The sequence below is a fragment of the Micromonospora sp. NPDC005161 genome, assembly GCF_053599855.1.
This window is the reverse complement of sequence record NZ_JBSFYQ010000002.1, coordinates 163,146-185,490: the sequence shown is the minus strand read 5'-3', so window position 1 is coordinate 185,490 and position 22,345 is coordinate 163,146. Positions and strand designations below refer to the sequence as shown.

General features: G+C 69.3%; 19 protein-coding genes and 2 tRNA genes. 13 read left to right on the top strand and 8 right to left on the bottom strand.

The features are described from left to right. Positions 1-598: 598 nt before the first annotated feature. The 5 genes from dnaA (at position 599) to ACWD5O_RS02990 (ending at position 7,042) form a co-directional block, all read left to right on the top strand. On the top strand, positions 599-2,431 hold the full coding sequence (gene dnaA / locus ACWD5O_RS03010; protein WP_450084448.1) for a chromosomal replication initiator protein DnaA: 1,833 nt from the start codon (positions 599-601) through the stop codon (positions 2,429-2,431). Between the two features lie 783 nt (positions 2,432-3,214). After that, on the top strand, positions 3,215-4,348 hold the full coding sequence (gene dnaN / locus ACWD5O_RS03005; protein ID WP_450084447.1) for a DNA polymerase III subunit beta: 1,134 nt from the start codon (positions 3,215-3,217) through the stop codon (positions 4,346-4,348). A 40-nt stretch (positions 4,349-4,388) separates the two neighbouring features. After that, positions 4,389-5,261 (top strand): phosphogluconate dehydrogenase (NAD(+)-dependent, decarboxylating), encoded by an 873-nt coding sequence (gene gnd, locus ACWD5O_RS03000; protein WP_450005864.1) that lies wholly within the window; start codon positions 4,389-4,391, stop codon positions 5,259-5,261. Between the two features lie 16 nt (positions 5,262-5,277). Further along, positions 5,278-6,411 (top strand): DNA replication/repair protein RecF, encoded by a 1,134-nt coding sequence (gene recF, locus ACWD5O_RS02995; protein ID WP_450084446.1) that lies wholly within the window; start codon positions 5,278-5,280, stop codon positions 6,409-6,411. Then, positions 6,401-7,042 carry a DUF721 domain-containing protein gene (locus ACWD5O_RS02990; RefSeq protein WP_354967089.1) on the top strand — a complete coding sequence of 214 codons (642 nt, stop codon included), beginning with the start codon at positions 6,401-6,403 and terminating at the stop codon, positions 7,040-7,042. Before recF ends, ACWD5O_RS02990 begins: the two co-directional genes overlap by 11 nt. Positions 7,043-7,051: 9 nt before the next feature. On the opposite strand, the gene ACWD5O_RS02985 is transcribed toward ACWD5O_RS02990, so the two are convergent. Beyond that, a complete protein-coding gene (locus ACWD5O_RS02985) occupies positions 7,052-7,279 on the bottom strand; it encodes a hypothetical protein (RefSeq protein WP_354967088.1) in 228 nt (75 codons plus the stop codon). Between the two features lie 122 nt (positions 7,280-7,401). Between ACWD5O_RS02985 and ACWD5O_RS02980 the strand changes: the two genes are divergently transcribed. Beyond that, a complete protein-coding gene (locus ACWD5O_RS02980; protein WP_450084445.1) occupies positions 7,402-7,905 on the top strand; it encodes a MarR family winged helix-turn-helix transcriptional regulator in 504 nt (167 codons plus the stop codon). On the opposite strand, the gene ACWD5O_RS02975 is transcribed toward ACWD5O_RS02980, so the two are convergent. Further along, positions 7,890-8,444, bottom strand: coding sequence for a hypothetical protein (locus ACWD5O_RS02975; protein ID WP_354967086.1), 555 nt, complete (start codon positions 8,442-8,444; stop codon positions 7,890-7,892). The two genes, ACWD5O_RS02980 and ACWD5O_RS02975, sit on opposite strands and share 16 nt — an antisense overlap. 522 nt (positions 8,445-8,966) lie before the next feature. Between ACWD5O_RS02975 and gyrB the strand changes: the two genes are divergently transcribed. From gyrB to ACWD5O_RS02945, 6 genes are all read left to right on the top strand, one after another. Next, complete coding sequence (gene gyrB / locus ACWD5O_RS02970) at positions 8,967-10,913, top strand: DNA topoisomerase (ATP-hydrolyzing) subunit B (RefSeq protein ID WP_450005869.1); 1,947 nt, start codon at positions 8,967-8,969, stop codon at positions 10,911-10,913. 130 nt (positions 10,914-11,043) lie between these two features. Beyond that, complete coding sequence (gene gyrA, locus ACWD5O_RS02965; protein ID WP_354967084.1) at positions 11,044-13,566, top strand: DNA gyrase subunit A; 2,523 nt, start codon at positions 11,044-11,046, stop codon at positions 13,564-13,566. Positions 13,567-13,570: 4 nt separating this feature from the next. Further along, entirely contained in the window at positions 13,571-14,482 is a 912-nt protein-coding gene (locus ACWD5O_RS02960) for a DUF3566 domain-containing protein (RefSeq protein WP_387324876.1), read from the top strand. A 151-nt stretch (positions 14,483-14,633) separates the two neighbouring features. Next, positions 14,634-14,707, top strand: a tRNA-Ile gene (locus ACWD5O_RS02955). Positions 14,708-14,750: 43 nt separating this feature from the next. Continuing rightward, positions 14,751-14,879 (top strand): DLW-39 family protein, encoded by a 129-nt coding sequence (locus tag ACWD5O_RS02950; RefSeq protein WP_208869723.1) that lies wholly within the window; start codon positions 14,751-14,753, stop codon positions 14,877-14,879. 45 nt (positions 14,880-14,924) lie between these two features. Next, positions 14,925-15,000 (top strand) — tRNA-Ala (locus ACWD5O_RS02945). Between the two features lie 55 nt (positions 15,001-15,055). Here ACWD5O_RS02945 and ACWD5O_RS02940 read toward each other — a convergent pair. From ACWD5O_RS02940 to ACWD5O_RS02930, 3 genes are all read right to left on the bottom strand, one after another. Continuing rightward, positions 15,056-15,364, bottom strand: coding sequence for a tyrosine-type recombinase/integrase (locus tag ACWD5O_RS02940; protein WP_450006620.1), 309 nt, complete (start codon positions 15,362-15,364; stop codon positions 15,056-15,058). A 271-nt stretch (positions 15,365-15,635) separates the two neighbouring features. Then, positions 15,636-16,295 (bottom strand): acVLRF1 family peptidyl-tRNA hydrolase, encoded by a 660-nt coding sequence (locus ACWD5O_RS02935; protein WP_450006618.1) that lies wholly within the window; start codon positions 16,293-16,295, stop codon positions 15,636-15,638. A gap of 134 nt (positions 16,296-16,429) precedes the next feature. Beyond that, positions 16,430-17,398, bottom strand: coding sequence for an NAD(P)-dependent oxidoreductase (locus ACWD5O_RS02930; RefSeq protein WP_450084444.1), 969 nt, complete (start codon positions 17,396-17,398; stop codon positions 16,430-16,432). Between the two features lie 58 nt (positions 17,399-17,456). Between ACWD5O_RS02930 and ACWD5O_RS02925 the strand changes: the two genes are divergently transcribed. Next, positions 17,457-17,816: a MerR family transcriptional regulator gene (locus ACWD5O_RS02925; RefSeq protein WP_354965316.1), complete on the top strand. Its 360-nt coding sequence runs from the start codon at positions 17,457-17,459 to the stop codon at positions 17,814-17,816. Between the two features lie 231 nt (positions 17,817-18,047). Here the strand turns inward: ACWD5O_RS02925 and ACWD5O_RS02920 are convergent, their stop codons facing one another. The 3 genes from ACWD5O_RS02920 to ACWD5O_RS02910 all read right to left on the bottom strand — a co-directional run bounded on the left by ACWD5O_RS02920 (position 18,048) and on the right by ACWD5O_RS02910 (position 21,395). Beyond that, on the bottom strand, positions 18,048-19,445 hold the full coding sequence (locus ACWD5O_RS02920) for an integrase core domain-containing protein (RefSeq protein ID WP_450084443.1): 1,398 nt from the start codon (positions 19,443-19,445) through the stop codon (positions 18,048-18,050). Beyond that, positions 19,328-19,798 (bottom strand): helix-turn-helix domain-containing protein, encoded by a 471-nt coding sequence (locus tag ACWD5O_RS02915; RefSeq protein ID WP_450084486.1) that lies wholly within the window; start codon positions 19,796-19,798, stop codon positions 19,328-19,330. The genes ACWD5O_RS02920 and ACWD5O_RS02915 overlap by 118 nt, the downstream gene beginning before the upstream one ends. A gap of 865 nt (positions 19,799-20,663) precedes the next feature. Next, positions 20,664-21,395 (bottom strand): LPXTG cell wall anchor domain-containing protein, encoded by a 732-nt coding sequence (locus ACWD5O_RS02910; protein WP_450084442.1) that lies wholly within the window; start codon positions 21,393-21,395, stop codon positions 20,664-20,666. Positions 21,396-22,345: the final 950 nt, after the last annotated feature.

The window sequence follows — 22,345 nt, the reverse complement described above, 5'->3', positions numbered from 1 at the left end:
GACGGGATCGCCGGGGTCGTGGGGTGGTCCAGGCCACCTCGACGGTGGCCACCGATCGGTGCTGCCCGGCGGAGCGGGACCTCGGCGATGCGGGGATGCGACCGCGGACAGCAAGCACCCATCACCCTAGCAGAGGGCGAGAGAGCAGCCGCTCCAGCCTACGCAGGGGTGCAATGACCGTCAAACACCTCGCGGCGGCGGAGATCGGGACGCGCGCGAGGCCGAAGGGGCGGTTTTCGCTGATGCCGACAAGGAGCCCGTCGCGTCGCCGGTTGATGGCGCAGGGACAACGCTGTTACCGTGCCCGATTGCGGTGAGCGTCGGAAGCTCCGGTCGTCGCGCGCAGGCAAGACCGGACACGGTAGTGAATCGTTCGGCACGGTGAACCCGCTTCAGCGCCCGTTCAGGCAGGGGGCAGGTCCCACCCGCGTCCGGCGGGCGGCCACAATCGGTCGGTACACAGGCTGTGGATAACCTGTGGACGACCACTGGTCAACCGTCCGGGTGGGTGATGTTCCACCCGCGAACGCGGCGGGCCCGGGACGGCCGGCTGGCAGACAGCGGCGGCCGGGAGCAGAGGCGAGGGGGTGGCACGACGGTGGCCGGTACGACCGACCTTGCCGCGGTGTGGTTAGCGGCGACCGACGAGCTCGCCGACGAGATCATCTCCGCCCAGCAGCGCGCCTACCTCCGACTGACCCGGCTACGGGCGATCGTCGAGGACACCGCGCTGCTCTCCGTCCCGGACGCGTTCACCCGCGACGTGATCGAGTCACGGCTGCGCCCGGCGATCACCGAGGCGCTCACCCGGCGACTCGGCCGGCCGATCCAGGTCGCGGTCACCGTGCGGGTGGCCGAGGACACCGCCGGCCGCCCGGCTGGCACCGTCTACCGCAGTGCACCGGAGCCGGGGGCGATCGACGCCGAGGGTCCGCCGCCCGCCGTACCGTCCGACTACGAGTATTCCGACCGGCCGGTGGCCGACGCGGTCATCCCGGAACAGCAGCACCCGGCGTCGGCGCCCGAGCCGGCCGCGCCACCGGTCCCGTCCGGTCCGCCGCTCGCGCCGACCTCCGACGGGCACCGGTCCGGGCTGATCCCGGCGAGCCGCGACGGGCAGGAGGCGTTGTTCAGCGCCGCGTTCGTGGAGCCGCTGCGGACGCCCCGGCCGGCGCCGGACCGGCGCGGCTACGACGACCAGGCCGCCCGCCTGGACGCGCCCGGCCCGGACACCCGGCCCTACGAGCCCCGCTACCGGGAGGACGCGGCGTCGCCGCGGGACCAGCACGTGATCCGCGCGCTGCCTCGGGACAGCGGGACGGACAGCGGTCCCGGTCGCAGCGGTGTGGATCACCGCACCGGCGGGCGCGACGACCGTCGGCTGCCCGGCACCGACACCGGCGGCAACCGGCTCAACCCGAAGTACATGTTCGAGACGTTCGTCATCGGCTCGTCCAACCGGTTCGCCCACGCGGCGAGCGTGGCGGTGGCCGAGTCACCGGCGAAGGCGTACAACCCGCTGTTCATCTACGGCAGCTCGGGGCTGGGCAAGACGCACCTGCTGCATGCCATCGGGCACTACGCCACGACGCTCGGCAACGCTCGCTCGGTGCGGTACGTCTCGACCGAGGAGTTCACCAACGACTTTATCAACTCGCTCCGGGACGACAAGACCAGCGCGTTCCAGCGGCGCTACCGCGACGTCGACATCCTGCTGATCGACGACATCCAGTTCCTGGAGAACCGCGAGCGCACCCAGGAGGAGTTCTTCCACACCTTCAACACGCTGCACAACGCCAACAAACAGATCGTGATCACGTCGGACCGGTCGCCGAAGCAGCTCGCCACGCTGGAGGACCGGCTGCGGACCCGGTTCGAGTGGGGTCTGCTCGCCGACATCCAGCCGCCGGACCTGGAAACCCGGATCGCGATCCTGCAGAAGAAGGCGGCGCAGGAGCGGCTCTACGCCCCGCCGGACGTGCTGGAGTTCATCGCCTCCCGGGTGTCGAACTCGATCCGGGAACTGGAGGGCGCGCTGATCCGGGTGACCGCGTTCGCCAGCCTGACCCGGTCGACCGTCGAGCTGTCGCTGGCCGAGGAGGTCCTGCGGGACTTCATCCCGGACGGCGCCGGCCCGGAGATCACCGCCGACCAGATCATGGTCTCCACGGCGGACTACTTCGGTGTGAGCCTGGAGGACCTGCGGGGTCAGTCCCGATCCCGGGTGCTGGTCAACGCCCGCCAGGTGGCCATGTACCTGTGCCGGGAGTTGACCGAGTTGTCACTTCCCCGGATCGGGCAGGCCTTCGGGGGCCGGGACCACACCACGGTCATGCACGCCGACCGTAAGATCCGCCAGCAGATGGCCGAACGGCGCTCGCTCTACAACCAGATCGCCGAGCTGACCAACCGGATCAAACAGAACACCTGAGGCGTACGCCCGCCGCCGCGACGGCACGCAGCCCGCGACACGCCCGGCCGGAGAGAACCGGCCGGGCGTTTTTTGTCTCTGACGCCTCTCCGACTTGACCCTCGACCTGGTGCAGGCCACAGCATCTACGCCGTGACCGCTTCGATGCTGACTCGTTGTCCACAGCTCGTTGTCCACCGCCAGTGGATAACTACGGTCCGTCCTCCGCCGGTTACCCACAGGCTGTGGAGAAACCCTGTGTACGACGCTGTGGATGGCTGGGGACAACGTCGCGGTTGTCCACCGACGAGAGTCGCCCTGTGTACGACCTGTTGAAGGTTCTGGGGATGACGCCATTGGTGATCTTCATGGCGATCCACAGGCTTGGGGAGAAAGTCGGTGGATTACCGGTGGACAACCGGTGGACAACGGTGGACAACCGTCCGGCGCGGCCGGGCTGTGGACACGCAAGGCGGTTGTACCCCCGGTTCTCCACAGCCAAATCACCGGTGGATAACCTGTCTGAGCTGCGTGGACCCGAGTTCTCCACAGTTTGCACAGGTGCGATGAAGACGATGAGTTATCTCTTCTAAGAGAACAAAAACCAATCATCACCGTTGGACTTTCTGTGGATCGGGCCGAAGCTGCCGGACCAGCCGGTCAGCATCGACACGATCCACGGGGCCGGGCGCACAGCCGATGCCCCCGCGCCCTAAAGTGCGATGGGTACCCGCACGGTTGGGCGGGACGGTAGGCAGCGGTCGGCATGAGAGAGTTGTCGCTGACGTCGACGCGGAGGCATTGATGAAGTTCCGAGTAGAGCGCGACGCGCTCGCCGAGGCCGTGGCCTGGACCGCGAAGAGCCTGCCGAGCCGTCCGTCGGTGCCGGTGCTGGCCGGGGTGATGCTCCGAGTCACCGACGGCAACCTGCGGGTCTCCGGGTTCGACTACGAGGTCTCCAGCCAGGTCACCGTCGAGGTGCAGGGCGACGCCGACGGCGCCGCCCTGGTCTCCGGTCGCCTGCTCGCCGAGATCACCAAGGCGCTGCCAGCCAAGCCGGTGGACATCGCCGCCGTCGGCGCCCACCTCGAGCTGGTCTGCGGCAGCGCCCGGTTCACCCTGCCGACCATGCCGGTGGAGGACTACCCCGCGCTGCCCGAGATGCCGCAGAGCGCCGGCACGGTCGACGCCGCCACGTTCGCCACCGCAGTTTCCCAGGTGGCCATCGCCGCTGGCCGCGACGAGACGCTGCCGATGATGACCGGTGTCCGCGTCGAGCTCTCCGGCAGCACCCTGTCGATGCTCGCCACCGACCGCTACCGGCTGGCGCTGCGCGAGATCCAGTGGCGGCCGGACGACCCCGAGGTGAGCATCAACGCCCTCGTGCCGGCCCGCACCCTGAACGACACGGCCAAGGCGCTCGGCCCGCTGGGCGGCGAGGTCACCCTCGCCCTCGCCCAGGGCGCGGCGGGCGAGGGCATGGTCGGCCTCGCCGGTGGCACCCGGCGGACGACCAGCCGGCTGCTCGACGGGGCCAACTACCCGCCGGTGCGCTCGCTCTTCCCGGCCACCCACAACGCCGAGGCCCGGGTGTCGGTCAGCACCCTGATCGAGGTGGTCAAGCGGGTCGCGCTGGTCGCCGAGCGCACCACGCCGGTGTTGCTCAGCTTCAGCGCCGACGGGCTGGTGGTCGAGGCCGGCGGCTCGGAGGAGGCGCGGGCCAGCGAGGCGATGGAGGCCACCTTCACCGGCGACGCGTTGACCATCGGGTTCAACCCGCAGTACCTCATCGACGGCCTGGCCAACCTGGGCTCCCAGACCGCCGTGCTCTCGTTCGTCGACGCCTTCAAGCCCGCGGTGATCTCACCCGCCGGCGAGGATGGCGAGGCCATTCCGGGGTACCGGTACCTCATCATGCCGATCCGCGTGTCCCGCTGATCGCGCGCACCGATACCCAGATCCACGGAGGTAGGAACACATGCAGCTCGGCCTGGTAGGACTCGGCCGGATGGGCGGCAACATGCGGGAGCGGTTGCGGGCCGCCGGCCACGAGGTGGTCGGCTTCGACCACAACGCCCAGTTGAGTGACGTCCCGACCCTCGCCGGGCTGGCTGAGAAGCTCGAGTCGCCCCGCGCGGTCTGGGTCATGGTGCCCGCCGGCGTCACCGACGCGACCATTGACGAGCTCGCCGCGGTGCTCGGCGAGGGCGACATCATCATCGACGGCGGCAACTCCCGGTTCAGCGACGACGCCCCCCGGGCCGAGCGGCTCAACGAGCGCGGCATCGGCTACCTGGACGTCGGTGTCTCCGGCGGCGTGTGGGGCCGGCAGAACGGCTACGCGCTGATGGTCGGCGGTGCCCAGGAGCACGTCGACCGGCTGATGCCGATCTTCGAGGCGCTCAAGCCCGAGGGCGAGTTCGGCTTCGTGCACGCCGGGCCGGTCGGCGCCGGGCACTACTCCAAGATGGTGCACAACGGCATCGAGTACGGCCTGATGCACGCCTACGCCGAGGGCTACGAGCTGCTCGCCGCCTCCGAGCTGGTGACCAACGTGCCGGGGGTGTTCAAGTCCTGGCGGGAGGGCACCGTGGTCCGCTCCTGGCTGCTCGACCTGTTGGACCGGGCGCTCGACGAGGACCCGGAGCTGGCCGAGCTGAGCGGTTACACCGAGGACACCGGCGAGGGTCGGTGGACGGTCGACGAGGCGGTCCGGCTGGCCGTGCCGCTGAACGTCATCACCGCCTCGCTGTTCGCCCGGTTCGCCTCCCGGCAGGACGACTCGCCCGCCATGAAGGCCGTCGCCGCGCTGCGCCAGCAGTTCGGTGGCCACGCCGTCCGCAAGCGCTGAGCGGTATCCACACCCTGTGTATGTCCACCGGCTGGAACTGGTCGACTTCCGCTCGTACGAGCGGGTCGCCGTCGACCTCCAGCCGGGGGCGAACGTCCTGATCGGCGCCAACGGCGTCGGCAAGACGAACCTCGTCGAGGCGCTGGGCTACGTGGCGACCCTGGATTCGCACCGGGTCGCCACGGACGCGCCACTGGTCCGGATGGGCGCCTCATCGGCGGTGATCCGCTGCGCGGTGGTGCACGACGGCCGTGAGCTCCTGGTCGAGCTGGAGATCGTGCCCGGCAAGGCCAACCGGGCCCGACTGGGCCGCTCCCCGGCGCGACGGGCCCGGGACGTGCTGGGCGCGCTGCGGCTGGTGCTCTTCGCGCCGGAGGATCTGGAGCTGGTCCGGGGCGACCCGGCCGAGCGCCGCCGCTACCTGGACGACCTGCTGGTCAACCGGCAGCCCCGGTACGCCGGCGTGCGGGCCGACTACGAGCGGGTGGTCAAGCAGCGCAACGCCCTGCTGCGGACCGCGTACCTGGCCCGCAAGACCGGCGGGTCCCGGGGCGGCGACCTCGGCACCCTCGCCGTCTGGGACACCCACCTCGCGCAGCACGGCGCGGAGCTGTTGGCCGGCCGGCTGAAGCTGGTCGCCGCGCTCACGCCGCACGTTTCCAAGGCTTACGACGCGGTGGCCGCCGGGCGCGGTGCCGCGGGCATCGCCTACCGGCCCTCGATCGAGCTGGCCGAGCCGACCACCGATCGTGGCGTGTTGGCGGCCGCGCTGACCGCCGCGCTCGCCGCGTCCCGCTCCGCCGAGATCGAACGGGGCACCACCCTGGTCGGCCCGCACCGCGACGAGCTGGCGCTGAGCCTCGGTCCGCTGCCCGCCAAGGGGTACGCCAGCCATGGCGAGTCCTGGTCGTTCGCGCTCGCGCTGCGACTGGCCGGGTACGACCTGCTGCGCGCCGACGGCATCGAGCCGGTGCTGGTGCTCGACGACGTCTTCGCCGAGTTGGACACCGGTCGCCGGGAGCGGCTGGCGGAACTGGTCGGCGGCGCGAGCCAGCTGCTGGTCACCTGCGCGGTGGACGACGACGTGCCGGCCGCTCTGCGCGGCGTCCGCTACCAGGTCGGCGAGGGGACGGTACGCCGTGTCGGATGAGCCAGGGCCCGCCCGTCCCGACGCTGGCGGCGATGACCGGCGGGCCGGCGATGCCGCGTCGGCGCGTACCCCGGGGTCGAAGGCGACCGGGGGTGGCGACGGCGGTGGGCAGCCGGACGCCGCCACCGGGCCGGAACTGGCCCGGGCGGTGCTCGACGCGGCGTTGTCCCGGCGGCAGGCGGCGGCCCGCGCCCGGCGTACCCCAGGGGGTGGCGGGGGTGGCGACGGCGGCTCCGGGCGGCGTCTGCGCGGCTACTCCGGCCCGGGCCCCGACCCGCGCGACCCGCAGCCGCTCAGCGTGGTGCTGAACCGGTTGGTGAAGGCGCGTGGCTGGCAGCAGCCGGCGGCCGAGGCCACAGTGTTCGGCGCCTGGGAGCGGGTGGTGGGCGCGGAGGTCGCCCAGCACAGCCGGCCGGTCAAGCTGGAGAACGGCGAGCTGACCGTGGAGGCCCGCTCGACCGCCTGGGCGACGCAGCTGCGGCTGCTCGCCGGTTCGCTGCTCAAGCAGATCGCCCGGGAGGTCGGCCACAACGTGGTGCGCAAGCTGCACATCCACGGCCCGGCCGCGCCGTCCTGGTCGAAGGGGCCGCGTCGGGTACGCGGCCGGGGGCCGCGGGACACCTACGGCTGAGCGAGCGCTTCAGTCGCGCCGGTGGGCCTCCTTGGCGGCCCGCTTCCGTTCGCGCTGTTCCCGGGTGTAGCGCTTGCGCTCCTCCAGGTCTCGCTTCCACATCTCGCGGGCCTCGGCGGAGCCGCCCTGCACCGCGCCCTGCACGCCCTCGGCGGGGCCGGTGAGGTTTCGGAAGGTCCAACGCATGAACCGGCCGCCCTCGCCCGCGGACCTGGTGGCCGCCTCGTCCTCGCTCATCTGCCGCCCTCTCCTGCGTGTGTGCCGTCGCTCCGCCCATCGCCCGGACGGATGATTGGCGCACCAATGGTTGGTGTACCAGTCGCCTGTACGATAACCACCGTGCTTGGGGAGGGCAACCGATGAGTGAACGACCGGACGGCGTCGACCCTCTGGCGCTGGAGCAACAGGTCTGCTTCGCCCTCTCGGTGGCGGCGCGCAGTGTCGTGGCCGTCTATCGGCCGCTACTGGAACCGATGGGCCTCACCCATCCGCAGTACCTGGTGATGCTGGCGCTCTGGCAGCACGCGCCGCTGTCCGGCCGTGACCTCAGCCGGCTGTTGCAGCTCGACCCGGGCACCCTGTCGCCGCTGCTCAAGCGGCTCGAAGCCGCTGGCTACCTACGCCGTGAACGGGACACCGCCGACGAACGCAGCCTCGCCGTCACCCTGACCGACAGCGGCGCGGCGCTGCGCAGCCGGGCCGAGCTGATCCCGGCCGCGATCGTGCAGCGGCTCGGGCTGCCACTGGAGGACCTGCGACACCTGCACGTGGTGCTGACCCAGGTGATCGCCGCGGCCAACCGTCCCGGGGGCGACGACCAGATCGCCGCCGACCCCGGACCGGCCAGTCAGGCGTCGGCGTAGACGGCGAAGCCGCGCTCGGCGCAGCGCCGGTAGAACGCTGCCAGCACACCCAGCTCGGCGCAGGTGAAGTTCCACTGCGGCGGGTCGCCGCTTTCGTCGCGCAGCGCGTCCAGCCGGCTCTCCAGCCAGCGCAGTTGTTGATCGGCCAGCCGTCCGTCGCCGAGCAGCGAGCGCAGCACCGTGCTCACCGACTCGAACGTGACGGCCTCGCCGTGCGCACGGTGGCCGGTGACGAATCGTTCGATGCCGCCGGCGATCCAGGCGCACCCATCCGGGTCGATCACCGGGTCCTCGTCCTCGGCCGCGGCGTCTGTGGCGTACAACACACCTTCGAGGCCGAGCAGTAGATCCACCAGCTCGGTGTACGCGGTCGCCCGGACGGTGCCGGTCTTCGCGATCAGCTCGGCCAGCGCCGCCGTCGGAGCGGAGATTCGCGGCAGGTCGACGATCTCGCCGAAGTCGACGAACTCGGCCGGCGCGACCGGATCGTAGAAGCGGCCGGTCCGCGGCCAGTGCACCGCGACGTTGTCCAGCCCCATCTGTCACCTCTTAAAGAGCACGTGTCGGGTCGATCGGGTCGATCGTCCCGGTTCCGGCCGCTAAAGATCAAGCCCGCTTCCGGGGCGCCGCAAACGTACGGCACGGGCGGTCCGGCCGCGACCCCCGACCCGCCCGGCCGCGGGTCAACCCGTTCCGGGGCGGCGCGTCCGATCGGAGCATGGCGTGTGGGGGGAGTCGCGGGCAATGGGGTTCTGCCGGCTACGGACTTCTCAGCCGCCTCGGTGAGGGTGCCGAGTGGTGGTTCTGTCCTCCGCGCGCAGTAGGATTGACGGTGAGACGAAGACCCGGTGCGGAGCGAGGGACGGGGCCGGTGGCCCCAGGATCATTCTCCACGTCGGGTCGAGCCGATCGCGATCCGCGGGCAACCGCGGCGACCGGCGCGTTCGACCCACTGTCCGGAAATATCCGGCACCGGTCCGCGCGCCGACGTCGCGTCCTGTCCGCCGAACCCGCGCCCGACGCGCCCTTCCGGCGCCGACGACGCGAGAAAGTGGCCGAGGGTGGCAGCGCAGGACAAGCAGGAGTACGGCGCAGAGTCGATCACCGTTCTCGAGGGGCTGGAGGCGGTTCGCAAGCGGCCCGGTATGTACATCGGGTCCACCGGCGAACGTGGTCTGCACCACCTCGTCTGGGAGGTCGTCGACAACGCGGTCGACGAGGCGCTGGCCGGATACTGCGACACCATCGACGTCGTGCTGCTCGCCGACGGCGGGGTCCAGGTCACTGACAACGGCCGTGGCTTCCCGGTCGACCTGCACCCGAAGCTCAAGAAGCCGGGCGTCGAGGTCGCACTGACCGTGCTGCACGCGGGCGGCAAGTTCGACGGCAAGGCGTACGCGGTCTCCGGTGGTCTGCACGGCGTCGGCGTCTCCGTCGTGAACGCGCTCTCCACCCGGATGGCCGTGGAGATCCACAAGTCCGGTTTCGTGTGGCGGCAGCAGTACAACAACTCCAAAGCCGGCCCACTGGACAAGGGTGAGACCACCGACCGCAGCGGCTCGACGGTCTCCTTCTGGCCCGACCCCGACGTCTTCGAGACCGTCGACTTCGACTTCCAGACCATCTACCGACGGCTCCAGGAGATGGCCTTCCTCAACCGTGCCCTCCGCATCCACCTGCTCGACGAGCGGGTGGCCGAGGAGGAGGACGGCCGCCAGCGTGAGGTGACCTTCCTCTACGAGGGCGGCATCGCCGACTTCGTCCGGCACCTCAACGCCTCGAAGAACCCGATCCACAAGACCGTGGTCGAGTTCGGCGCCGAGGAGGAGGGCATGTCGCTCGAGATCGCCATGCAGTGGAACGAGTCGTACGGCGAGTCGGTCTACACCTTCGCCAACACGATCAACACGCACGAGGGCGGCACCCACGAGGAGGGCTTCCGGTCCGCGCTGACCAGCGTGGTCAACCGGTACGGCACCGACAAGAAGTTGCTCAAGGGTGACGAGAAGCTCTCCGGCGAGGACATTCGGGAAGGGCTCGCCGCGATCATCTCGGTCAAGCTGGCCAACCCGCAGTTCGAGGGCCAGACCAAGACCAAGCTCGGCAACACCCCGGTGAAGAGCTTCGTGCAGCGGGTCTGCAACGACCGGCTGGTCGACTGGTTCGACCGCAACCCGGCCGAGGCCAAGATGATCATTCAGAAGGCCTCCCAGGCTGCTCGTGCCCGGATCGCCGCGCAGCAGGCGCGCAAGCTGGCCCGCCGCAAGTCGCTGCTGGAGTCCGGCTCGATGCCGGGCAAGCTGGCCGACTGCCAGTCCACCGACCCGCGCGAGTCCGAGGTGTTCATCGTCGAGGGCGACTCGGCCGGTGGCTCGGCCAAGCAGGGCCGGGACCCGCGGACCCAGGCGATCCTGCCGATCCGCGGCAAGATCCTCAACGTGGAGAAGGCCCGCATCGACCGGGTGCTGAAGAACAACGAGGTCCAGGCGCTGATCACCGCGCTGGGCACCGGCATCCACGACGATTTCGACATGGAGAAGCTGCGCTACCACAAGGTGGTGCTGATGGCCGACGCGGACGTCGACGGCCAGCACATCCAGACGCTGCTGCTCACCCTGCTGTTCCGGTTCATGCGCCCGCTCGTCGAGATGGGCCACGTCTACCTGGCCGCCCCGCCGCTCTACAAGATCAAGTGGAACAAGAAGGGCGACGACGCGCAGTACGCCTACTCCGATCGTGAGCGGGACGGGCTGATCGCGCTGCGCCAGCAGAAGAAGCCGAACGCCAAGCCGGACGACATTCAGCGGTTCAAGGGCCTCGGCGAGATGAACTATCCCGAGCTGTGGGAAACCACGATGAACCCGGCAACGCGTACTCTGCGTCAGGTCACGCTCGACGACGCGGCGACCGCCGACGAGTTGTTCAGCGTGCTGATGGGTGAGGACGTCGAGGCGCGCCGGTCGTTCATCCAGCGCAACGCCAAGGACGTGCGGTTCCTGGACATCTGACGGAGCTCGGCGGGTCCGCCGGGGTGAACCCGAGCGACCCGCCGATCCACAGAGTTATCCACAGCTTGGCCAGTATCCACAGCCGTTATCCACAGCACGAAAACGACTCTGAGTCTGATAAGGGTATACAGTGACCGATTCTCCCGAGTCCACACCGAACGAGCCTGAGGTCCCCGCCGAGGCCATCGCCGCCGTGGTCGCGCACGACCGGATCGAACCGGTCGGGCTCGAGGTGGAGATGCAGCGCTCCTACCTCGACTACGCGATGAGCGTCATCGTCGGTCGTGCGCTCCCGGACGTCCGGGACGGGCTCAAGCCGGTGCACCGCAAGATCCTCTACGCCATGTTCGACTCGGGCTACCGGCCGGACCGCGGCTACGTGAAGTGTTCCCGGGTCGTCGGCGACGTGATGGGCCAGTTCCACCCGCACGGCGACTCGGCGATCTACGACGCGCTGGTCCGGATGGCACAGCCCTGGTCGCTGCGGTATCCGCTGGTCGACGGCAACGGCAACTTCGGCTCTCCGGGTAACGACCCCGCCGCCGCCATGCGATACACCGAGTGCAAGCTCGACCCGCTGGCCATGGAGATGCTGCGGGACATCGACGAGGACACCGTCGACCTGCAGGACAACTACGACGGCCGGGCCAAGGAGCCCACCATCCTGCCGTCGCGGATCCCCAATCTGCTGGTGAACGGCTCAGAGGGCATCGCGGTCGGCATGGCCACCAAGATCCCGCCGCACAACCTGCGGGAGATCGGTGCGGCGGTGCAGTGGTGCCTGGAGCACCCGGAGGAGGACGAGGAGACCACCCTCGAAGCCCTGCTCGGCATCGTCAAGGGTCCGGACTTCCCGACCCACGGCCTGATCGTCGGCACCACCGCGATCCAGGACGCGTACCGCACCGGTCGCGGCTCGATCCGGATGCGCGCGGTGGTGGAGGTCGAGGAAGACAAGCGGGGCCGGCCCTGCCTGGTCGTCAGCGAGCTGCCCTACCAGGTCAACCCGGACAATCTCGCCGAGCGGATCGCGGAGCTGATCAAGGAGGGCAAGCTCGCCGGGATCGCCGACATCCGCGACGAGTCCTCCGGTCGTACCGGCATGCGGATCGTGCTCGTGCTCAAGCGCGACGCGGTCGCCAAGGTCGTGCTGAACAACCTCTACAAGCACACCCAGCTCCAGGAGACCTTCGGCGCCAACATGCTGGCTCTGGTCGACGGGGTGCCGCGCACGCTCAACCTGGCCCAGTTCATCCGCTACTACGTCGAGCACCAGGTCGACGTGATCCGCCGGCGGACCGCGTTCCGGCTGCGCAAGGCCGAGGAGCGGGCGCACATCCTGCGTGGTCTGGGCAAGGCACTGGACGCGCTGGACGAGGTGATCGCCCTGATCCGGCGGTCGCCGACTGTGGACGACGCCCGGCAGGGCCTGATCCGGCTGCTGGAGATCGACGAGATCCAGGCGACCGCGATCCTGGACATGCAGCTGCGCCGGCTGGCCGCGCTGGAGCGGCAGCGGATCGTGGACGACCTGGCCAAGTTGGAAATCGAGATCGCCGAGTTCAAGGACATCCTCGCCAAGCCGGAGCGGCAGCGAAAGATCGTCTCGGAGGAGCTCGGCGAGATCGTCGCCAAGTGGGGCGACGACCGGCGTACGCAGATCATCCCGTTCGACGGCGAGGTCTCGATGGAGGACCTCATCGCCCGGGAGGACGTGGTCGTCACGATCACCCGGACCGGGTACGCCAAGCGGACCAAGGTCGATCTCTACCGCTCGCAGCGGCGGGGCGGCAAGGGCGTCAGCGGCGCCACGTTGCGGCAGGACGACATCGTCAGCCACTTTTTCGTATGCTCCACCCACGACTGGATCCTGTTCTTTACGAACAAGGGACGCGTCTACCGGGCGAAGGCGTACGAGTTGCCGGAGGCCAGTAGGGTAGCCAAGGGCCAGCACGTGGCCAACCTGCTCGCCTTCCTGCCGGACGAGCAGATCGCGCAGATCATCGAAATCCCGAACTACCAGGTAGCCCCCTATCTGGTACTGGCCACGAAGAACGGCCTGGTGAAGAAGACGCGGCTCGAGGAGTTCGACTCCAACCGTTCCGGCGGAATCATCGCGATCAACCTGCGCGATGAGGACGAGCTGGTCGGTGCTGCGCTGGTTGCGCCGGAGAACGACCTGCTGCTGGTCTCCAAGAAGGCGCAGGCGATCCGGTTCAACGCCTCCGACGAGGCGCTGCGGCCGATGGGTCGCGCCACCTCCGGCGTGATCGGCATGCGCTTCACGGACGACGACGTCCTGCTCGCCATGGAGGTCGTTCGGGAGGGCCTGGACGTTCTGGTGGCCACGAACGGGGGATACGCGAAACGTACCCCGATCGAGGAATACCCGGTGCAGGGCCGGGGAGGTAAGGGCGTGTTGACTGCGAAGATCACCGAGCGGCGCGGTGGTCTGGTCGGCGCTGTGGTGATCGACCCGGACGACGAGCTGTTCGCGATCACCAGCAACGGTGGTGTCATCCGGACTCCGGTGAAGCCTGTACGCCGTACGCGTGACCGGAACACAATGGGGGTCAAGCTGATGGACCTCCCGGACGGCGTGACTATCGTGGCCATTGCTCGCAATGCCGACGAACCCGACGAACAGGACTAGTTGAATGACGGAGACACAGGCGAAGTCGGGGAACACGGGGACCTCGGCCAACCCGGTCGACGAGGAGGCCGCCAAGGGCGGCACACCAGCGACCGGCCGCGCGGCCGTGGGCCGGGCAACGGTCCCCGCCGACGCGCCTGCCCCGAAATTCACCCGGGCTCCCGGCATGACACCCCCGCCGGACCAGCCCGGTGAGGACGGTGGGTCGGGCGACAAGACCGAGGCGTCCGGCGTCGAGGCGCCGGCGTCCACCGACTCGCCTCCGGTGGCGGCGACCCCGGCCCGTCCCACGACCACCCAGCCGATCAGTGTCCGGCCCGGCGAGGCGGCATCCGCCGGGGCTGCCGGGACCGCCGGCACCCAGCCCCGGATCACGCCCGGCATGACCCAGCCGCAGCCGGACGGGGGGCGTGCCACCGGCACCAGCCGCCCGGCCAGCGGCGGCGGTCTGCCGCCGGGAATCGGCAACGCCTCGGCGGTCGGGGCGGCCCGGGTCGGTGACGCGGTACGCGCAGCGCGTACCTCGGTCAGCTCGGCGGCGTCCCGCGGACCGCGCCGGGCCCGGCTGAACCTGAAGCGGATCGACCCCTGGTCCGTGATGAAGTTCGCGTTCGCCGTCTCGGTGGTGCTCTTCATCGTCGTGGTGGTCGCCACGTCGGTGCTCTACCTGGCGCTGGACGCGATGGGGGTGTTCCAGAGCGTCAACGACAGCCTGAGCGACCTGGTGAACGCCGGCGGGGGGCAGAGCACCAGCGGCTTCCAGATCACCGCCAAGGGCGTGATCCTCAGCTCGGCGCTGATCGGTCTGGTCAACGTGGTGCTCTTCACCGCGCTGGCCACGCTGGGAGCGTTCGTCTACAACGTCTGCGCCGACCTGGTTGGCGGGATCGAGTTGACCCTCGCCGAGCGGGACTGAGGCAATCGGGACGCCGGGGCACCGCGAAATGCGGTCGCTCCGGCGTCCCGTACCCAGGTAGGTTCTGCAGGTGTCAACGGCCCGGCTCGCGGGCCCGGACCCCGATTTGGGGCCGGCTGAGCGGATGGGTTAACCTTGCTCGTCGCAACACGGGGCTATAGCTCAGTCGGTTAGAGCGCAGAGCTGATAACTCTGAGGTCGCTGGTTCGATTCCAGCTAGCCCCACCGCACGTCGTCCGACGGTAGTCGAGCGCGAGGGGTGGCCCCAATGTTCAAGAAGCTGCTGATTCTGGCCGGCGTCGTCGGCGTGGCCGCCGTCGTGTTCAACAAGGTCAAGGCCTCGAACGACGAGCGCGCCCTGTGGCACGAGGCGACCACCGCGCCCGACCTGCGCTGACGTCCGGCGCAGCGGCGAACGATCGGCGACGCCGCAGCCGCCCACGGGGCCCTAGCTCAACTGGCAGAGCACTGCCTTTGCAAGGCAGGGGTTAGGGGTTCGAGTCCCCTGGGCTCCACCAGCACTTCCCTTGGTTGATCGCGGTGTCAAGTACAGCGATTCGTACAGCCAAGCGGTCACGCCGTCCCCTCCTCGCCCAGCACCCGATCAATGGCTGAGGCAGCCTGACGAGCCCGCGCCGGCAGGACATGGCCGTAGGTGTCGGCCGTCATTCGGATCGTGGGGTGCCCGAGCAGTTCCATGACGGTCCGCAGCTCCTCCCCCTGGTCCAGCAGGAACGTGGCGAACGAGTGCCGCAGGTCGTGCAGGTGTAGCCAGTCCAGCCCGGCCGCCGCGCGGAGCTGCTCGAAGCGCCGGTTGACGTTCCGCGGTTCCATCGCGATGCCGATCGTGCTGGCGAAGACCAGGCCCAGGTCCGACCACACCTCTCCAGCGGCGAGCCGTTCCTTGGCCTGGCGTACGCGCTGTGCCTCCTCTGACTCTGCCCAATCCCCTTGAGGGGACGCTGGCCCGGCGCGACCACCGGGCTGGTGAACGCGCGCGAGCAACTGTGGCGGTATCGATCGTGAGGCGCGGCCATCCTCATCTGCCGCAGAGCGGGCGGGTTACGGGGACATCGCGTACAGGTCCGGCACTGTTGGGCCGTCGCACATCATCCTGGTCGCGTCGTCGTCGACCTGCTGGACCTGATCGTGGTCACGGCATCAGATGGACGCGGATCCGTCTGGCCGTAACCGCCGCATCCTCCAGGACGGCCAGACGGGGCTCGGCGGATTCGAGCAGGTGTGGATGACGCAGCAGTGCCAGTGGCGACAGACGCCGGTCTGTCAGCACCGCGTCGATCATCGACCGGTCGCCGCCACAGACCAGGGCACTGACTGCATCGTGAGGGTCGGCGATAACACCGGGCGCATGGGGCAGCATGATCCGCGCGGCGATGTCCGCAGCCCGCTGAGTAGCAGCCTGGGCTTGGTTGGCGCGGCGACGTGCGTAGCGCTGCTGCGAGGAACCGCCGGCCGCGGTGCGACCCTGCACGTAGAAGCGCTCGACCTTGGAGACGGTGATGGTCGTACCGTCCGCGACACCGGCGGCAACCGCGCCCTTACGGGCCAGCAGCACGGCGATCCGGGGCGGTCGGATGATGCGGGCCAGCAGCGTGTCGACATCCTTCGCGTCGGCAAGCCCCGGCGGCGGATACAGCGTGGCGGTATCACCGTTGCTCACGCCGGTCAACACGAGGCCCTGCTCGGTGGCGCCGTTGTGGCGGCTGTAGAAGCCGTCGAGCCAACCACGAATCCGCTCCGGTGAGATCTCCACCCACCGCCCGCCACCCGCGGCGGGTCGTGCCTTCACCACGTGAACACCACCTATCGGGAACGGCCGGCCTGCACCCACCATGCTCACATGAAGCGGGTCGCGCCATCGAACACAGCCCAGCTGATGCCCGGTTCTGCCGATGAGCGGACGGACGCCTGCCGCCGCTGGCCGGTTCAGTTGTCCGCGGATCGGTGCGACGGGTGGGGCTGCGACGGCTCCGGCGTGGCCAGCTCGGCCCAGGCGTCCGCGTGGTCGGCTTCGGCGAGAAGCTGGGCGAGCCGGGCGTAGCTGTCGCCGCCATAGCCCGCCGCGGCGGCCCGGCCGATGATCCGTTGTACGGCTTGCAGCGGTGTGGTGTCGATGCCGCGAGCGGCGGCGGCGTCGATGACGTGGGCCACAGCGGAGCCTGCCGACGCGATACTGGAGACGTCGGCGGGAAAACGGCCGGCAGCAAGCTGATCGGCAAACCGGTCGGCCATGTCGGGCAGCAGGCCGCCGATCCCCTTGGCGAAGCGGGCGAACGCGGCAGGCTCGATGCCCTCGGCGATGGCCAGGGCGAAGGCGTGCGCGAGTCCGCCGACGGACATGGTGAACAGGTCGAGCAAGGCCATCTCGTACGCCGACGCGATACCAATGTCGTCGCCGAGGTAGACGCTGGTGCCGCCGAAGCTCTCCAGAAGGGCGCGGCTGCGATCGAACGGGGAGTGCGGGCCGCTGTAGAGGATCGTTGCCGCGGGTGTACCGATCGTGGGGGCCGGCGTCAGGATGGCGCCATCCAGGTAGTTGATGCCGCGCTGTGCGGCCCAGCCCGCCATGGCGCGTGCTTCTCCGGCGTGGCCACTGCTGAGGTTGACGAGCGTGCCCGTGGGCCACTCGGCGAGGTCGGCCACGCTCGCGCGGACGGCGCCATAGTTGATCATGCACGCGATGGTGATCGATGCCCCACGCGCTGCATCGGCTACCGTGGGCGCGAGCACGGCACCATGGGCCACGAGTGCTTCCGCCTTGTCCGGCGTGCGGTTCCAGACCACCGTGGGGTGGCCGGCGGCGAGCGCCGAGGCGGCGAGCGCCCGGCCCATCGGGCCAAGCCCCAGGATGGCAATAGCGGGGCGCTGTTCGTGCTCAACGTTGTTGTCTGTCACAGCGGTGACGGTAAACCTTCACGTTGACGTGAAGGTCAAGTCCTGATGTGCTCTGGACATGCGGATCAGCGAACTGGCCCGACAGACCGGCGCCACCCCCCGCGCCCTGCGCTACTACGAGGAGCAGGGCCTGTTGAAGCCCGCCCGTCGCGCGAGCGGCTACCGGGACTACGACGGGCAAGCCGTGCGCACGGTGCGGCACATCCAACTGCTGCTCTCCGCCGGCTTGGGCACCACCGCGATCGCCGAGATCCTGCCCTGCGTCCCCGACGACACGACGGTGCTCGCACCCACCTGCCCCGAACTCCTCGACGCCCTGGCCGAGGAGCGCACCCGAATCACCAGGTCCATCGAGACGCTCGCTGCGGCCCGTGACATCCTGGACCGCCTCATCCGAGGCACGCCCGACCCTTGCTGACCGAACCCGGGCAACCTTGAACCTTCCGTGCTCATGCCATGAACCGGAGGGAGAGTCAGCCCAACCTGGCCAAGATCAGGTGCGCGCATCTGCCGCGATCCGCGCGGACGTCGCTGATCAGTTGGCGGACGACTGTCGCACGTCAGCCGACGGAAGACACTTGGCGAGCCGAGTTGTGATCCGTCAGCTGATGTGCGACGTAGCTCTGCCAGGTGATGTGCGACGGGTGGTCTAGGAAACTGAGGTAGCGATCCGCGGTCGCTGGCCTTTGATGCTACGGACTGGCTGGGTGGTGGTGCGTCGGACGACTTTGGTGTCGCCGTCGGTGAGTTCGATGGCAAGGGTCGTTTCGGAGACGGTCACGGTGACTGTCTGGTGCCGGTGTAGCCGACCGAGGGCGACCTTCTGGCCGGCGACCATGATGATGCCGCTGTTGGAGGCTCGTCGTTGCACTCGGACGGGTTCGACCGAGGGTCGTGGTGGTGGCCCGGCTGGTCGGGTGCCGCGTAGGCGTTTCATTTGTTCTGGGCGTAGCGGGTTCTTGCGGGTGCGCAGGAGTTCGCGGGTGTCCAGGTCGTAGAACATGAGAAGGGTCGGCTCGATGCGGATGCCGACTCGTCGGCCGGCGAGGATCTCGGCGGCCAGGACGATGTGTTGGCCCAGCGAGACTCCGCCGCCTCGGTTGACGCAGCGTTCGACCTCGATGGCGTCGCCGTCCTCGATCGGCGGCAGGGGTGGTGGGCCTGCCGGGGTGGCGCCTTGGCGGGTGAGGGTGGCCAGGTCGTTGACGCTCAGGTGGGAGCGGACGGTCTTGATCCGGATGCCGGCGATGAGGACGTGGATCAGGTCGCAGTCGGCCCAGATCCGGGCCACCATGCCGGCCCGGTGGGTGCCCATCCAGAACTGGCGTTGGCACACCATCAGGTTGCCCGACGGTGGCACTACCCGGTCGAACTCCACCGGCCCGTCCGACTTCACCGCTGGCGGCTGGGCCTGGACCGGCTCAGCGTCGGTCAGAGGCTGCTGGAGCGGGGCGGAGGGGACGGGGTCCAGGGTGGGTGGGAGCCACAGGTCGACCAGTGCCCGTTGCTGCGCCTCGACCGGCTGGAACCGGTCAGCCGGGGTGACCGGCGTTTTCGCATCGAGCCCCTGGTGGGGTCGGTCGGTGTTGTAGTGCAGGACGTAAGCGTCCACCGCGGCTTGGGCCTCGTGCAGGCTCGTGAACGCGTCGGCGGTGTCGAGGAAGTCGGGCCGGACGGTGCCGTGGAACCGTTCGACCTTGCCGTTCTGGTTCGGTGACGCGGGTGCGGTCAGCCGGTGCGTGATGCCGTTGTGGCGGCAGATCTTGTCGAACAGCACCTCACCGGTGCGGGGCCGGTACTTGCCGAACCGGTCGGTGAACTGCTTGCCGTTGTCGGTGATGATCTCCTCGGGAACCCCGAACCGGGCCAGGGCCTCCGCGAGGGCCAGACACACCGCCCGGCCGGTGGCCCGCTCCACCACTTTCGCGATCACGCAGTACCGGGAGTGGTCGTCGACCGCGGTGACCAGCTTCGCCTCCCGCAGCACACCCGTGGCCGGGTTGACCAGCTGCACCCCACCGACGATGTCCATCTGCCACAACTGCATCGGGGCGGTCCGTTCCCACCGCTTATACGAGTCCTTCGGTCGTTTCGGGGCCGGACCCGCAGCAGACCCTGCCGCTGCAGAATCCGGTCGATCGTCCGTTCCGACGGCACCACCAGATCCTCGACAGCCCACGGGCCGGGCCTGCGCAGCATCTCCAACCGGATCCGCCGCGATCCCCACCGAGGATGCTCCCGGCGCATCTCCGCCACCGCGACCTCAACCGCCTCCGCCACCTGGCCGGGCGATGAGTGCGGACGATGCGACCGGTCCGCCAACCCGGCCAACTGCTCAGTCAGATACCGACCCACCCACCGATGCACCGTCGACCGATGCACCCCACAGTTGGCCGCCACCTCTGTCACATCCGACCCGGCCAACACCGCCCGGACCGCGTCCAACCGTTGCTCGACAACCGACAAGACAACCAGCGCCAATCCCGGCCTCCCCGAGTCCCGACGCCCCGCGGAGACGTCCGGCCCAGAGTGCCGAAACCGACCACCGTCGCAGATCACCTGGCGGACGCGTGTCGCACATCAGCCGACGGAGGACACTTGGCGAGCCGAGTTCACTGCCGAATTGACCTCTTTAAGAATCAAGGCGGCCCGCAAAGCGGGCCGCGCCGGCCCGGCCCCGGCCTGCTGGCGACCTCCGGCCGGCATCGGCCGGGCCGGCCGGCCGCGCTTCGGGATTGCCAGACTTCGAAGACCTCGGGGCTCTGCCCCGAACCCCGGCCCTCCTCAGAGATCAGCCAGGGCGGATCACCTCGCCGGGCACCACGAGGGCTACCAGCCTTCCCGGACGGGGACAAGGTGGAGCGCCCTAGCGGACGAACGACCTTGGCCCCGTCCGGGAAGGCTGGACGGTCTACGACTGCCCGACGAGGAGATCCGCTAGCGCAACTAAACCTTCCGCAGCACACCCGTTGCGAGCCACTGATCCGGAATACCGCCAGGTTGACCGCGGCCTCCGCCTCGTCCTGGTCCTGGCGTCGCGAGTTCGGTCCTCCACCGTGACGCGAGTGTTGGGCGCTTCCAAAGCGCTTCCGTCATTGTCACGATGCCTCAGTGGTACGGGGATTGCCGCCGGCTCGTCGGCCCACATACGTTGCGGGTTGCTTTCGCAGCTGGCAGCACGCCTTCGGGCCGCGACGAACCGAGCCAAGCTCAGCGCCGATCGCGCCCAGCCCGACGGAGCATCGAGCCGGGCGCGTCGAGCAGGCTATGCCACGAAGCGGGAACGGTGTCGGCGTCCGATCAGGTAGCCAGCGCCGCCGAGGAGCAGAAGCGCACCGCCGATGCCGGCCACGGTCGCGGTATCGTCACCGGTGACGGGCAGCCCACCGCCCTCGCCGCCGCCGGGGGCGCCCAGGCTGGCGGAGGAAGCAGGCGCCGGTGCAACGGTCGTCGTGGCGCTGGGCGTGGCGCTCGGCGTCGGTGTGGGCTGAGACGTTGCTGTCGGCGCGGGCTGAGACGCGCAGTCAAGCGCACGTGCGGCATACAGGCCGTCGTTCAGGTAAGCCAGGTAGGCATCGATGGTCCCGTCGTCGAGCGCCTTCTGCGCGGCCGCCTTCACGTTGGTACCAGCGCCCGTCAACGTCCGGACCACCGTGACCCGCAGAGCCGTTGACCAGGCGTTCTGCACGTCCGCCTTGAAGAATGCACGCAGATCATCCGCGGTGCCGTCCAAGCGCTCCTGAATGGCGTCAGGCAGAACGGGCAACGAGTCGGCGTTCGCCGCGGCCAGGATCTGGTTGGCCAACACGCGCACCTCTACATTGGTGGCGGTATCCAGGTCGATGGTGACAAGCTCGCGGATATCCTTGTACACCTTGCGCTCGACCGTTTGGCAGGCCTCGTTTAGCACGGGTGGTTCGGTTTGAGCCATCGCCGGCGCCGCCGGAACCAGGAAGGCCAGCGCCATTAGCACGCCGGCCCGTAGCTTCCATCGCATGTGGGTCTTCCTCCCCGCTGCAGGCCAAAACGTGGCGATGCTACCCGTCGCTCACGCCAGTCGTTGCCCCATCCGTGGCCGGCCTCGCGTCGAGGCTACGGATCCGCGGGCTTAGCGGTCCGCGTCCAGTCCGCAAGAGGCCGGGCGGACACCCTAGGAGCGTGCAGAGACCGCAGGGCCGGAACAGCGACGTACAGCCATTCGTACAGCCAAGCCCGTTGACTAGCGCCGTCATAGGCAGACCCAAGACGACGGGCCGAGCAGGTCAGCCGCAGTCACTGACACCCTCCGAGACAAGTCTCGATCTTTGCAAGGCAGGGGTTAGGGGTTCGAGTCCCCTGGGCTCCACCAGCACTTTCCTTGGTTGATCTCGGGTCCCGATCACAGCCAAGCGGTCACGCCGTCCCTTCCTCGCCCAGCACCCGATCGATGCCGAGGCAGCGTGACGAGCCCGCGCGGGCAGGACGTGCCCGTAGGTGTCGGCCGTCATCCGGATCGTGGAGCGCCCGAGCAGTTCCATGACGCGCCGCACAAGGCGACGGCTGTCCATATGCCCGAGGCTGGCAGCTGTGTGCCGCCGCTACCGTGATGCCCGTGACGACCTACGAGGCGGGCGCAACGGCCGTGGACATCCTGCTCGCCAGCGCCGCTGTCGCCGTGGTCGGGTGTGCTGCCTGGGTGGTCATCAGCAGCCGACGTGCGTCAACGGTTCGGCTGTTCGGGCGGACAGTGCATCACCCCCTGCTGCGGGCCGCAGGGGCAGCGTGCATGGGGTTCTACGCTCTGCTGGGGCTGGGAAACCTCACGGAGGTCACGCCCAGCACATGGCGCACTCCGAGCCGGTGGATCAGTGCTGTGCTGTTACTGGCCGCGTTGGCTCTAATGGTCACCTACGGGGTCCTTGAATCTCGCGCCAGGCGTCGGATTGGTCGTGAGTAGCAATTTGGGCC